Here is a 13742-nt window from a genome sequence, read left to right on the forward strand (position 1 = left end):
CGCTCCAGATTCAAAAGTTTGAGCATATCCTTGTCGTTCAGATCGGTTCGATCTGAACGGGATATGCTCTAGAGCGCTTTCCGATCTGATGGAATCATCAGATCGACAAGAAATCGCTCCAGATTCAAAAGCTTGAGCATATCCTTGTCGTTCAGATCGGTTCGATCTGAACGGGATATGCTCTAGGGAGCGAGACCGCTGGCCTTTTTGAAGGCGGCGAGGCCGGTGAGAGCCTGGTCGCGCCAGGCGCGACGGGCGGCCAGTTCCGCTTCCGGAAGTGCCGCGCGGCGCTCCTCGCCAGCGCGACGGATGGTCTCTTCCGGCCAGGCGCGCGGCGTGCGGCTCTCCGCCATGGCGTGGTACATGCCCCCGAGCCGGGCGGCGTAGTCGACGATGCCGCCGGGCGCGTTCAGGTCGATGGTCTCGAACGGCCCCATGAAGGCCCAGCGCAGCCCGAGCCCGTGCGCGATGGTGGCGTCGATGTCGGCAAGGCCGGCATAGCCCTCGTCGTACAGCGCCCAGGCCTCGTTCAGCAGCGCGCCCTGCAGGCGGTTCAGGATGAAGCCGTCGATCTCGCGCGTGAGCATCACCGGCACCTGCCCGACCGCGTGCATCAGCGCGCGCGCGCCGGCCAGCGCCTCGGCATCGGTCCACGGAGCCGGCACCAGTTCGACCACGGGAGCCAGATGCGGCGGGTTGACCGGATGGGCGATCAGGAAACGCCCGCGATGGGCGCAGCCCTCGGTGAAACGCGAGGCGGGAATGCCGGAGGAGGAGGAGCCGACGATCGCATCCGGCGCCATGACGGCGTCGATGGCACGGCAGATCTCGCTCTTGACGTCCACACGCTCGAAGACCGACTCCTGCACATAGCTGGCGCCGTCCAGCGCCGCCTCCAGCGTGTCGACCACATGCAGCCGGTCGATGACCGCCTCGACATCCTCGATCAGGCCGACCTTGGCCAGTGCGGTCGCGCTCTCCCGCGCCCAGGGCAGGATGCGGGCGCGGACATCGGCGACCGGGTCGTAGACCTGCACCCGCAATCCGGCGCGGGCAAACACCAGAGCCCAGCCGGAGCCGACCAGGCCGGCGCCGACGATCGCGACGACATGGGCCGTGGCAGGCACCGCGCGCGTCATCCCGACACCTTCGAGGTTTCGCCGTCGGCAAGGCAGATCTCGGTGATCCGCAGGCCTTCGCGGGTGATGCGCGAGGGGAAGGTGTCGCGCAGGCGTTCCTCGTGCACCGGGATGACGCGGTGCGAGTCGTAGCCGACCTGCTTCATCATCGCCTCGGTGGCGAGCACCAGATTGGTCTGGCTGCCGACCGCGAGACCGACCGGCGTGTAGACCTCCTTTTCATCCACGGCCGCGCCGGGGCCGTGGATGTTGTCGAACACATAGACGAGGTCGCCAGCGAGCACCCAGGTGTCCTGCGACTGCGCCTGCCCGTCATTGCGCACCGTCACCCACATGGAGCCCCAGGTGTGGCTGTCATCGGCGGCGTGGAGATCGATGCCCGGCAGTACGTCGGCAAGCGCCCCGTTCACGGTGACGAGCCGCTTCTGGCGGGCGAGATCGGCGCCGCGCACGATGTCGCCAGGATCGACCGCCACCATCATCCAGCGCATGCGGTCAGGCAGCGACATCGCCCAGACCCATTTCGCGATCTCGCGCTCCTGGATGTAGAACTTGGCGTTCGGGAAGTCTTCGACATTGCCGAAATGGTCGAAATGGGCGTGGGTGATGAAGCAGGTATCCACGTCTTCCGGCTTCACGCCGATCTCGGCGAGAACCGTGGTGGGATTGCGCCAGTTCTCCACGCCGAAACGGTCACCCAGAACCTTGCCATAGTCCTTGTCGTTGTACCCGACATCGACCATGGCGACATGATCGCGCCCCTTGATGACGACATAGCAGTAGGGAAGCTTCACGAAGCCCTGGTTATGCGCGCCGTAGAGCACGCCACTCTTGTGATAGTTTTTCACGAAAGAGTATTCGCATACCCAGATCGAATAGTCGGACATGGCTCGTTTCCTTCCTTTTCGGCTTTTGTCTTTTTCGACCGGCGGTTCAGCGTCCGCAGGAGCAACAGGCATGGGAGAGGTCCACCATCGCGAACCCCGCCTTTTCGGCCGTGGCGGCGCTCAGATGCGCGTAGGCACGGCGCACATGGCGGGAGATGGTGTCGAAGGTCGCCTCGTTGTCGACGTGCGGACGGAGCTCGGAGAACGTTCCCAGCGCTAGGCCCGAAAAAGCGTGCGCAGCGACGATCTGCGCGCGGTGCGGCTGCAACGCGTCGGGGGCGGCCAGCGCCTTGATGCGACCCTCCGCCTCGCTCCAGCGGCGCCGGCAACTCGCCAGTTCGTCAAGGCTGGCCACCTCGGACGATGCCGTGAGCTGCGCCAGGATCATCAAGCCGGCCAGCTGGCCGACGACGCGGCGCAGATCCTCGAATACCGGTCGGCAATCCGCGGCGTAGCGGGCCGCCGCATCCGAGCCGAGCAGCGGTGCCAGATCGTCCGGCCCGGCAACCGGCACAGGCAACGGCCCTTCGGCGAAAAGCGCGCAATCCGGTCGGTGCACGGTCGCCAGGCGGTCGAAAAGAGCGTTTCGCTGCATAATCATGCGATCCCTCCATCGCGCCGCCGTGTGGTGTTTCGTTCGATCAGCCGTCCCGGCGGCAGCCGCAGGATGTGCGGGTCCTGCCTGCGGTCGACCGCCAGCTCGCGGGCGAGGCTGACGGTCGCCGCCATCATCCCGTCCAGCGGCTGCGCCACCGTTGTCAGCAGGTGGGTGGGCCAGCCGGCCATGGTGATGTCGTCGAAGCCGACCACCGAGATGTCGTCGGGCACACGAAACCGGCCGCTTTCCTGCACCCCGGCGATGAAGCCGATGGCGACGATGTCATTCGCGCAGAACACCCCGTCGAGCGGGCGTCCGGCGCTTGCCGCCTCGAGCCCGGCGGCATAGCCGGCCTCGTAGCTGAAGCGACCGGCCTCGATCACGGCCGGCGGCGCGAAACCGCGTTCCACCGCCTGGGTGCAGAAGCCCCTGTGCCGCTCCACATTGGTAGAGGCACCGGGAAAGGCGGAGACATAGGCGAGGTGCTTGTGGCCGTTGTCGATGAGATGATCTGCGGCCAGCCGGCCGCCCGCCTCGTTGTCGCAGGTCACGCCGAACCCGAGGCCATCGGCGGAGAGGCGGTTGAAGAAGATGCACGGCGCCCCTGCGCGCTCGCATTTCTCGCGGGCATGCGAGGCCATGTTCGCGGCAAGCACGATGACGAGGTCCGGCTGGTAGGTCAGCAGCAGGTCGACCGCATCGTCGATCTTCTCCGGCTGGTTGGCTGCGGCGAGCATGACGTTCATGCCCGCTTCCTGCAGCATCGCCGTCATCTCGGTCATGACTTCGGGGTAGAACGGGTTGGTCAGGTCGGCGACCACCATGCCGACGATCTGGGTCTTCTTGGTGATCAGGCTCTGGGCGAAGGGATTGGGGCGATAGCCGAGCGCGGCGGCACGCTCCAGCACCAGCCGGCGCGTCTCGGAGGCGACGACCGCGTCCGGATAGAAGGCTCGCGAAACTGTCGAGACCGACATACCGAGATCGCGTGCGAGGTCCTTCACGGTCACCCGGCGTCCCTTGTCTCGTTGTGCGTCGCTCAAAGCCTGTCTCCTGTCCCGCCACCGCCGGCGATCGACTCGCTGCGGCAGGAAAGCAGATTCGTGCGGTACCGTGATATTGCGGTATCCCGTTCGCGCATCTCAGGCCGCCCGGCGCCTGCAGGAGCCGGGCGGCAGTTCGTGCTGGTTCAGTTCACCGTCGGGGCGATCTTGGTGAGCTTGTACTGGTCCGGGGCCGCCTCGCAGTGCGAGCAGTTGATGCCCGGCTCGTTGGCGGCTTTCACGATCTCGGCCGGCAGCGGCTGGATGGTCGCGCCCTTCACCGGCGTGCCGTTCAGAGCCGAGTCGATGTTCAACTCGGGCAGCAGCACCGGATTCAGCACTTCGGTGACAAAGGAGGACGGCACGCGATCCTTCGGGAAGACGTTGCAGCCGTTCTCGAACTTGTCACCCGCGCACAGCTTGACCTTGTCGGCGGGAACCCAGGGCAGCGGGTATTCGATATTGGTGGGCTTGAGCTCGCGCTTGCCGGTGAGGATTTCCATCATCAGCTTGAAGGCATAGCCCGACTGCGCCGGCGGTGAGCCGGCCGAGACGCCGGTCAGCCCCTTGGCCTGCATGGCCGGATCGGCGAGGGCGAGGCGGAAGCCGTTGGAGTTTTCGCCGGTGACTGGCACGAGATTTCCACCCTTGTCGAGCAGCGCCTGGATGGCGCCGTACTCGCCCGCCTGGGCCCAGATGCCCTGGACGTCGGGGTGCGCGGCGAGTGCCTTGGCGGTCTCCTGCTGGGTCGTGCGGTCGTCCCAGTACGAGTAATACTCGGACACCACCTCGATGCCGGGATACTTGGCGAAGATGTGCTTGGCGCCGTCGGTGTGGCGCTGGTCGACCGAGTTGCCGGGCACGCCGCGCGACAGGAAGATCTTGCCCTTGCCGCCAAGCGAATTGACCAGCGCCTGCGCCGAGTTCTCGCCGAACCCGGAGGAGAGATAGCTGACATTGTAGGCGCAGCTTTCAGTGACGGTGGCGTCGTACATGAAGAACAGCACGCCCTGCTCGCAGCCGCGCTTGATGGTGCGATTGAGCGCGGTGGCGGAGATCGGGAAGCTGACAATGCCGTCGGCGCCAGCGTCGATCATGCTCTCATAGGCGGAAATCTGCGCCTGCGGGTCGGCACCGGAGATCACCTCCTTCAGCTCGACCATGTCGTTATAGGGCGGGGTGGCCGCCAGGGCCTTGACGATGTTGGCGGCCTCGGACTGCCAGGCATTGCCCGAGTAGCTGAGGCTCAGATAGATCTTGTACTTCTTTCCATCCTTTGGGCCTTCGGCCTGTGCAGGCTGGATGGCCCCCATGCAGGCAGCCCCAAGCAGCAGGGCGGCGGTCGCGGTCTTGAGCAGCGTCGATATCATCGTCGTTTCCTCCTGGTATTTTGCGTGTTCTTGTCGTTCGTCTCGCCCGCCTGGGATCAGCGCCACAGAGAGCCGAGTTTCTGGAAAAGCTCCTCGCGCAGGAGCAGCAGCGCCACCAGCACGATGGCGCCCTCAATGATGGTGCGCAGGCCGAATTCGAGGCCGATGGCGGAGATGATGGTCCCGAGCGTGGTCAGCAGGATCGCCCCGCCGACCGTCCCGAGAAACGTGCCGCGCCCGCCGAGGATCGAGGAGCCGCCGATCACCACGGCGGCAATGGAAGGCAGCAGATAACTGTCGCCCATGCGCAGCGTGGCGCCATTGGAGTAGCCGACCAGCATGATGCCGACGAAGCCGGCGCTGATCGCGCTGACGACATAGGGCAGGATCCGCATCGCCGTGACCGGAGCGCCGGCGATGCGTGCCGCCTCCACATTGGTGCCTATGGCATAGAGATAGCGCCCGAAGATGGAGCGGCTCTGGAACAGCCAGCCGAAAATCACGAAGGCGACCAGGAACAACACCGGCGTCGGCAGGCCGAAGAGATGGCCCTTCATCAGAGCAAGCGCGGCGTCCGGCGCGGACCCGCGCGGCGTGCCGTTGGTGTAGCCGAGCAGCACCGAGGCAACGATGATCGACATCGCCAGCGTCATGATGAAGGGCGGCACTCGCAGCCAGACGATCCCGGCGGCGGAGAGGAAGCCGACCGCCCCGCACACCAGCAACACGACCGGCAGCAGGTACCAGGCACCGGGATCGGTGGCACCGACCCAGTTGGTGGCGAGAATGCCGCCGAGAGTCACCACCGCCGGCATCGAGAGATCCAGCCCGCCGGAAAGAATGACGAGACCCTGGCCGAAGGACAGCACCACCAGAAAGGAGCCCAGCACGAGCACCGTCTCCACCTGCGACCACGAGCCGAGGGACGGGCTGATGAAGCGCGCGCCCAGTAGCAGCACGACGCACAGGATGGCCACGGTAATGGTGCTGATGGTCTCGGCGCCGATGCGGGCGCTCCTGCGCGTATCGGTGGCCTGGACGAAGCGGCTTTCGGAGATCGGATTTTCGTTCATGACCGTCATTTCCGTTCCCCGATCCGCGTCAGCAGTCCACTGAAGACCACCGCTACGATCAGCACGACGCCCTGGAACAGGCCGGTGTAGAAGGAGGACACGCCGCTGGAGAACAGCACTTTCTGCAGCAGGGTGAGCGTTGCGGCGCCCATGACGGAGGCGAAGAGACCGCCGCGTCCGCCGTTCAGCGACGTTCCCCCGAGCGACACCGCGGCGAAGGACAGCAGCAGCAGAGGCGTTCCGGAATTCGGATTGCCGGTTGCCGTCTGCGCGCTCAGCATCATTCCGGCGAGGCCGTAGAGCATGCCGGCGCCGACGAAGGTGATGAAACGGGTGCGCCGCACATTGACGCCGGAGAGCGCGGCGGCGGGCTCGTCCGCACCGATGGCATAAAGCGCGATCCCGTAATTCGTGCGCCGCATCAGCAGCCACAGCCCGACCACGGCTGCGACGACAACCCCAGAGACCGGGAGCACGCCCCACAGCCGCCCCGTCAGCTCGTCGGCGATCCAGTCCGAGACCGCCCCGCCCGGCGCATTAAGGATCACCAGCGCAATGCCCTGGCAGATGATCATCGTCGCCAGCGTGGCGGCGATGGACTGGAGCCGGAGATAGGCCACCAACCAGCCGTTCACCACTCCCACGACACCGCCGATGAAAAGGCAGAGCAGCATCGAGAGCAGCGCCCCGCCCGGCCCTTCCATGGGATAGACGGCCAGCACGACGTTGCTGAGCGAGATCACGCCTGCGATCGACAGGTCGAAGCCCCGGCTCAGCACCACCAGCGTCTGCCCGGCCGCCGCGAGCGCCAACGGCGCTGTGTTGTTCATCAGCGCGGCGATCGCGTAGGTGTCCAGAGCGCGCGGCTGCTGGTAGGCGTAAAGCGCATAGAGCAGCACATAGAGCCCGAAGATCAGGCCAGCACCATGGGTCAGCCGCCAGAGCCGGTGACGCGGGGCCGCGCCCGAGCGGACAGCGGAAGAGACGGACCCGGATGCGTCCGTACTTGCAGTAGCGCTCATCGGGCATTCTCCGCGGCGACCGGAATTGGGGTGGCGGAGGAAGCGGGCGCGCGACCGGCCGGCGGGCGCGGGCCATGACCGATCATCGCCGCCACCAGCTTCTGTTCGGCGATGTCGCCGCCTTCCAGCTCGCAGAAGACCTTGCCGCCATAGAGAACCAGGCAACGATCGGCGAGTTGGACGATCTCCGGCAGTTCCGAGGAATAGAACAGCACCGAACCGCCGCGCTCGGCGAAGGCGCGTATGGCGGCATAGATCGATTCCTTGGTGCCGACATCGACACCCCGCGTGGGATCGAACAGCAGCAACGTGCGCGCGCCGGTGGCCAGCGTGCGCGCCATCAGCGCCTTCTGCTGATTGCCGCCCGACAGGTCGCCGATGGAGAAGGCGAGATAGCGCGGGTTCAGCGCCACTTCCTGCGCCGCGGGCTGCGCGGCCTTCTCCTCATCGTGCCGGCCGACGAATCCCGCCCGACCCACGCGCGGCAGGAACGGCAGCACCACGTTGGTCGCGGCCGACAGACCCGCGAGGATACCCTCGGTCTTGCGCTCTTCCGGGAGGTAGCTGATCCCGGAGCCGCAGCGCAACGCCGCGCGCGGGCTGCGATAGGCCGCCGTCTTGCCGTCTATACGGATCGCACCGCCGGTGGGCGTCTCCAGTCCAGCCAGCAAGCGGAAGAGCCCGCGCTGCCCCTGTCCTTCCAACGCGGCGACGCCGAGAATCTCGCCTTCCCCGAGTTGCAGGCTCACTCCGCGCAGGCCGTGTCCGGTCAGATCCTCAGCGGCGAGACGCGCCGCGCTTTTCGAACCCGCAACCCGCGCAGGCCGACGCGCATGCTCCACCCGGTGGCCGACCATCATCTCGAAAATGTCGCCATCGCTGGAACTGCCCAGGCCGACCGTGGCAATGGACCGGCCATTGCGGAGCACGGTCGCCGACGTGCAGATTTCCCGCACCTCGGCGAGGCGATGCGAGATGTAGAGAATGGCAACGCCACGCGAACGTGCCTTGCCGATTTGCTCGAACAGCCAGTCGGTTTCGGCAAGCGAGGCGGTCGGCTCGTCGAGGATCAGCACGCGGCCGGCATTCTCGATGGCGCGGGCGATCTCGATGCGTTGGCGCTCGGCGAGCGGCAGGTCGCCGACGCGCGCGGCCGGATCGATCCGCACGAGCCCATGACGCGCGAGGATTTCCGCGCCACGGGCGATGACATGGCGGCGCGAGACCAGCAGCGAGCCATGGCCCGCGAGGGCCGGTAAAAGGAAATTCTGCGCCACACTCAAGTTTGGAACCAGGCTCAGTTCCTGAAAGGCCGTGGCGACCTCGCTCCTGCGCGCATCGAGGATGGAGCGCGGCGCGTAGGTCTCACCATGCAACTGCATCTCGCCGCGATCCGGAATCACCGCGCCGGTGAAGATGCGCACGAGCGTCGACTTGCCTGCGCCGTTTTCGCCGAGAAGCGCATGAACCTCGCCGGCCTTCAGAGCGATGTCGGCATGTTCGAGAGCGACGGTCGCGCCATAGGACTTGCTGACGCCGGAGGCGCGCATCTCGCGAGACAAGGGTGGCCGCTCCCCGGTGCCGGGGCGGCCTGTGGCATCCGCCATTCTCTTTCCTCCCAGTACTCCCGAGCCGCTCCACTAACGGGAACGTTCTCTGAGAACGTTCCCATTGATGACGGTCTTTCTGATTTCGGTCAAGCGCACTTGTTCGATTTTGTGGCTCAGATCAGCGAGAAGCGCCTTTCTTCGTCATCAAGTCATTGATAACGCTTCGAGAAACAGATGCATGACTCGTGGGAAACGCCTCTCGTCGCCGGTGACGCGCCACTCTCGCCTCGCCCCGCGCCTGAGAACGCGAAGGCGAGTCGCCCCCATCGGCCCCAGCCGCGGAAACACCGGGAATTCTCCAGTTGCTACGGAAGGATGCCCTGGATTGCGTCAGAATCTTCCATAATCGCTCATTCCGCATCGCGACACGGCGTGACTGCGGGTGGCTTAGACGGCAGATCGGATGAGCAGGCGCTAACGGCAGGGCGACTGCGACGACGAGTCCGCGCGCGGACGCTTCGAGACGATTCCGGCGAAGCGTCGGACATTCGGGACCTGGCCGATGCCATCAGCGCCTCGCCGTCGACCGTCCGCCGCGATCTCGAACATCCGGTGAAGCAGAGCGCGCCGGAACGCGCCGATGGCAACGCTCTGCTTCAGAGGACCGAGCGCGCCATCTCCGGCCGGACGTCGCTCTCGCCGCGCAACTGCTGCGCGACGAAAGGAACGCCATCGCGGCCGCCGTCGCCGACGGGCTGCCGCGCGGATAGAGCGTAGCGGTGTGCCGATGAGATGGTGGCGTGCGGTATCGCCGTTTGAGGTGCAGACATCCCACCGCTGACGCCCGTTGACGCATCGCGGAGCGGTTGGAGGGCGCGCGACGCCGCCCGGAAAATGGAGATGGCAGTCCGGGGGGCATGGCGTAAAACACCAGGATGCCCCGTGATGCTCCCTTCACGATGCCAAGCCACGCCATGCAAAGCCACGCCATGACGCATACCGGACGTCCCGGGCCTCTCGCCTATCTGGAGGCCAGCATACCGAGCCTGCCGAACGCGCTGGCGCGCACGGCGCTCTATATCGTCGAGAACCCCGAAAAGGTCGTGCGGTTTTCCCTGAAGGACCTGAGCCGGTTGTGCCGCGCTGGAGAGGCCAGCATCGTGCGGCTGTGCCAGATGTCCGGCTTCAACGGCTTTTCCGACTTCAAGCTGGCGCTGGCGGGCGAACTGGCCGTTCGCGACACCGCAGGAACGGAGGCCGCGCCGAAGGACGAGCATCAGCTCCTCACGCTCGCCGGCGAACTGGCCCGGTCCGTGACGCACACGGCGGAAGGCCTCGATCTCGCGCTCGCCCAGCGGGTCGCCGACCGGCTGCGCCCGATGAGACGCATCGACATCTACGGATCCGGCGTTTCCGGCATCATCGCCGAACTGTTCTCCTACCGGCTGCTGCGCTCCGGGCTCAACGCCTACGCCTTCCGCGATGCCGCCCTCGCCCACGAGGTGGCAAACGGTCTCGGCCCGCACTGCGCGGCGCTCGCGATTTCGGACTCCGGCGTCACGCTCAACACGGTCGATTTCCTGCGGACGGCCCGGGCGGCCGGCGCCTATTGCGTGGCCGTCACCTGCCATCCCCGCAGCGCGCTCGCACGCCACGCCGACGTCGTGCTGTCCATGGCGAAGCTGAACATCCCCGCCTATGGCGGCTACATCAATGCCGTGCCGCGGGCGGTCTACATCGCGGAGGCGATCGCCGCCCTCGCCGCCCCGGCGGCTTCGGCACCCCCGGCGGCAGCGACGGTCGCGGGGAGCGATGACTGATGGAGTTTTTCTCCATTGTTGGCGTCATAAAAATGAAGTAATACTCCACTAACGTCCCGCTCATGAGGGCGTCGGGCCGGATCCTGCGGGTGAATGGAGTTTTGCTCCATCGCGTCGCGGCGTCGGCCGCCATCGGCTTCATCCAGAGAGAGGGCGACCCGGCCAATGGGGACATCATCGCTCGGCCTGAAAATCAGGGGCCTCGGCAAGCATTTCGGCGAGACCGCCGTGCTGCGCGGGCTGGACCTCGACGTGGTTCCGGGCGAGTTTCTCTGCCTGCTCGGGCCGTCCGGCTGCGGAAAATCCACCTTGCTGCGGATTCTCGCCGGTTTCGAGGCGCCATCCGAAGGCACCGTCGAGACCGAGGACGGCGCCAGCCTTACCGGGCTCGCGCCGAGCCGCCGCGACATCGCGATGGTGTTCCAGAACTTCGCGCTCTACCCCCACATGACCGTCCACGACAACATCGCGGCGCCTCTCGTGATGCGGCGCTTGTCGTGGGCCCAGCGACAGCCGGCGCTCGGCGCCCTCCTGCCCGGCGGACGGGCGATCCGCGGCGAGATCTCCGCGGCCGTCGAGCGCGTCGCCACGCAACTGCGCATCTCCCATCTGCTCGGCCGCAAGCCGGGTCAGCTTTCCGGCGGGCAGAAGCAGCGCGTCGCCATCGGCCGGGCGCTGATCCGCGAACCCCGGTTGTTTCTCATGGACGAGCCGCTGTCGAGCCTCGATGCCGCGCTGCGGGCGGAGATGCGTGGCGAGATCGTCGAACTCCAGCGCCGGCTCGGGATCACCACCCTCTACGTCACGCACGACCAGACGGAGGCCATGACCATGGCCGACCGGATCGTTTTGATGATGGACGGCCGGGCGCTGCAGATCGGAACGCCGGCGGAAATCTTCCACGATCCGCGCCACGTTTCCGTCGCGACCTTTCTCGGCAGCCCTTCCATCAACATCGTTCCGGGCGCGATATCGGACGCTGGCATCGTGTGCCTCGGGCACACACTCCCGATCGCCACGATCCTGCCGGCGGGCCGGGCCGTGCAGATCGGCATCCGGCCGGAGGACGTGGACGTCGCCGCGGCCGACGGGGGATCCGCAGCCCGCCTGCCCTGGCTTGCCCGCATCGAGCGGCTGGAGCCGATCGGACACGAGACGCTGATCCACATGCGCCTAGATGCCGCCGCCCGGATCGTCGCCCGGCTTTCCGGCCCACGGCTGGCGGGCTTCGCCGTGCCGGCGGACGGCCGTGTGAGGGTCGGGTTCGAGGCGACGGCGATAAAGCTGTTCGACGAACAGGGCGCGCGGCTGCATCCGGCGGCGGCGGGCCTGGATGCGGCTCTCCCGCCGCGCCGTGCGGAGGCGGCCCGATGAGCCGCGCCCCTGCCCTCGCCCGTTCCGAGACGCCGCGCGCCGCCGGTCGCACTGCCGCGCATGGCCTTCTGCTGGCCAGTCCGGCGATCTTCTTTCTCTCGCTGCTGATGATCGCGCCGATCCTCGTGGTGTTCGGGCTGAGCTTCACGGACTACAGCCTCGGTGCCGTGCAGGTTTCCTTCATCGGCCTACGCAACTACCTGCAGATCGCGAGCGACGACCGCGCGCTCGCAGCGGTCGGGCACACGCTCGGCTATGTCGCGATCACCGTGCCGCTCGCGGTGCTGCTCGGCCTGTTCCTGGCGCTGACGATCCAGGGTCGCCGCCGGCTGCGGCATGGCTACGAGGTGCTGTTCTTCCTGCCGGCGACGAGCACCTTCGTCGCGATGGCCCTGGTCTGGCAGTTCCTGCTCCACGGCCGCATCGGCCCGATCAACGACTGGCTGGTGTGGATCGGTCTCGGCCGGATCGACTTTCTCACCGACCCCGCGACGGCCCTGCCGACGCTCGCCGTCATCGGAGCGTGGCAGATGGTCGGCCAGACCACGATCCTGTTCCTCGCCGGCCTGTCGTCCGTTCCGCCGGACATCTACGACGCGGCATCGCTCGACGGCATGGACGCCGGCTGGGACCGCTTCCTCCGCATCACCTTTCCGATGCTCGGGCCGACCACGCTGTTCGTCGTCGTCACCACCACGATCACCGCCTTCCAGGCCTTCGATGCGGTCGCGGCGCTTACACAAGGCGGCCCCGCGGGCTCGACGGAAACGCTGCTCTACAAGATCTATCTCGAGGCATACCAGTATACCGACATGGGATACGCGGCCTCGCTTTCCATTCTCTTCCTGGCTTTCATCGCAGCCCTGTCGCTGTTCCAGATCTTCATCGCCGAGAAGAAGGTGCACTACTCATGACGGCACCTTTCGCTTTGAGGAACGCCCTGCGCTCGGCCGGCGCCAACGCCGTGCTCATCGCCATGGCCGCGGTGATGCTGCTGCCGTTCGCCTGGATGCTGCTGATCGTGATGCGGTCGCCATCCGAGATCTTCAGCGATCCGTTCGGTCTTCCGGAGGGGTTCGGCATCGTCGCGGACAACTTCCGCAATGCCTTCGTCACGGTTCCGATGGCGCGGTTCCTCGTCAACGGCGCCGTCGTGGCCTCGGTGCTGCTGGCGCTTCAGCTCGCTGTGTCCGTGCCGGCCGCCTATGCGCTCGCCAAATTCGAGTTCTCGGGACGAAAGCTTCTGTTTGCGGCGGTGGTGGCGGCGCTGTGCGTGCCTATCCAGGTGCCGATGCTGCCGATCTACATCGCCCTCGCCTATGCCGGAGCGCTCGACAGCTACTTCGCGTTGATCTTTCCCTTTATCTTCTCGCCCTTCGCGATCTTCATGCTTCGGCAGCAATTCAAAGCGTTCCCTGACGAGATCATCCAGGCCGCGCGCCTCGACGGTTTCAGCGAGATCGAGATCCTGCTGAAGCTCATCGTGCCGAGCGCACGCCCCGTCATCGCCGCCTTCGCGGTGTTCTCGATAACGGCACACTGGAACGATCTCTATTGGCCGCTGATCGTCGTCTCGTCGCAGGACATGGCAACGCCGCCGCTCGGCATGCTGTACTTCCGCGATAGTGGCCTCGGCACCGACTACGGTGCCCTGATGGCGGGAGCGATCGTCACCGTGACCCCGGTGATGGTGATCTTTCTCGTCGCCCAGCGTCAGTTCATCAAGGGGCTGACCATGACGGGCCTCAAGTAATCTGGAGCGCCTCCTGATCTGACGGAAACATCAGATCGACGAGAAAGCGCCCCCGATTCAACGACTTGAGCATCGTTTTCGTTCGGATCGGTTCGATCTGAACGGGATGTGCT

General features: G+C 66.2%; 13 protein-coding genes. 5 read left to right on the plus strand and 8 right to left on the minus strand.

Annotation, left to right across the window (positions count from 1 at the left end):
• Positions 1–182 precede the first annotated feature (182 nt).
• From BUF17_RS18140 to BUF17_RS18175, 8 genes are all read right to left on the minus strand, one after another.
• Positions 183–1139, minus strand: a complete 957-nt coding sequence (locus BUF17_RS18140; protein WP_073631341.1) for a 3-hydroxyacyl-CoA dehydrogenase — start codon at positions 1137–1139, stop codon at positions 183–185.
• Positions 1136–2026: an N-acyl homoserine lactonase family protein gene (locus tag BUF17_RS18145; protein ID WP_073631343.1), complete on the minus strand. Its 891-nt coding sequence runs from the start codon at positions 2024–2026 to the stop codon at positions 1136–1138. Before BUF17_RS18145 ends, BUF17_RS18140 begins: the two co-directional genes overlap by 4 nt.
• A gap of 46 nt (positions 2027–2072) precedes the next feature.
• The gene (locus BUF17_RS18150) at positions 2073–2627 is read right to left on the minus strand and encodes a hypothetical protein (RefSeq protein WP_139282585.1); all 555 of its coding nucleotides are present in this window, start codon (positions 2625–2627) and stop codon (positions 2073–2075) included.
• Positions 2624–3667, minus strand: a complete 1044-nt coding sequence (locus BUF17_RS18155; protein ID WP_139282586.1) for a LacI family DNA-binding transcriptional regulator — start codon at positions 3665–3667, stop codon at positions 2624–2626. The genes BUF17_RS18150 and BUF17_RS18155 overlap by 4 nt, the downstream gene beginning before the upstream one ends.
• A gap of 146 nt (positions 3668–3813) precedes the next feature.
• Complete coding sequence (locus tag BUF17_RS18160; RefSeq protein WP_073631349.1) at positions 3814–5037, minus strand: sugar ABC transporter substrate-binding protein; 1224 nt, start codon at positions 5035–5037, stop codon at positions 3814–3816.
• Positions 5038–5093: 56 nt separating this feature from the next.
• A complete protein-coding gene (locus tag BUF17_RS18165; protein ID WP_175563741.1) occupies positions 5094–6110 on the minus strand; it encodes an ABC transporter permease in 1017 nt (338 codons plus the stop codon).
• Between the two features lie 5 nt (positions 6111–6115).
• Positions 6116–7132 carry an ABC transporter permease gene (locus tag BUF17_RS18170; RefSeq protein ID WP_073631354.1) on the minus strand — a complete coding sequence of 339 codons (1017 nt, stop codon included), beginning with the start codon at positions 7130–7132 and terminating at the stop codon, positions 6116–6118.
• Entirely contained in the window at positions 7129–8682 is a 1554-nt protein-coding gene (locus tag BUF17_RS18175) for a sugar ABC transporter ATP-binding protein (protein ID WP_073631356.1), read from the minus strand. Before BUF17_RS18175 ends, BUF17_RS18170 begins: the two co-directional genes overlap by 4 nt.
• Here BUF17_RS18175 and BUF17_RS23315 point away from each other — a divergent pair.
• The 5 genes from BUF17_RS23315 to BUF17_RS18195 all read left to right on the plus strand — a co-directional run bounded on the left by BUF17_RS23315 (position 8596) and on the right by BUF17_RS18195 (position 13629).
• Entirely contained in the window at positions 8596–8898 is a 303-nt protein-coding gene (locus tag BUF17_RS23315) for a hypothetical protein (RefSeq protein ID WP_244530950.1), read from the plus strand. The two genes, BUF17_RS18175 and BUF17_RS23315, sit on opposite strands and share 87 nt — an antisense overlap.
• A gap of 773 nt (positions 8899–9671) precedes the next feature.
• Positions 9672–10502: a MurR/RpiR family transcriptional regulator gene (locus BUF17_RS18180; RefSeq protein WP_175563742.1), complete on the plus strand. Its 831-nt coding sequence runs from the start codon at positions 9672–9674 to the stop codon at positions 10500–10502.
• A 165-nt stretch (positions 10503–10667) separates the two neighbouring features.
• Entirely contained in the window at positions 10668–11876 is a 1209-nt protein-coding gene (locus BUF17_RS18185) for an ABC transporter ATP-binding protein (protein WP_073631360.1), read from the plus strand.
• The gene (locus BUF17_RS18190; RefSeq protein WP_073631362.1) at positions 11873–12790 is read left to right on the plus strand and encodes a carbohydrate ABC transporter permease; all 918 of its coding nucleotides are present in this window, start codon (positions 11873–11875) and stop codon (positions 12788–12790) included. The genes BUF17_RS18185 and BUF17_RS18190 overlap by 4 nt, the downstream gene beginning before the upstream one ends.
• Entirely contained in the window at positions 12787–13629 is an 843-nt protein-coding gene (locus BUF17_RS18195; protein WP_073631364.1) for a carbohydrate ABC transporter permease, read from the plus strand. Before BUF17_RS18190 ends, BUF17_RS18195 begins: the two co-directional genes overlap by 4 nt.
• Positions 13630–13742: the final 113 nt, after the last annotated feature.

Source organism: Pseudoxanthobacter soli DSM 19599, assembly GCF_900148505.1.
Taxonomy (GTDB): domain Bacteria; phylum Pseudomonadota; class Alphaproteobacteria; order Rhizobiales; family Segnochrobactraceae; genus Pseudoxanthobacter; species Pseudoxanthobacter soli.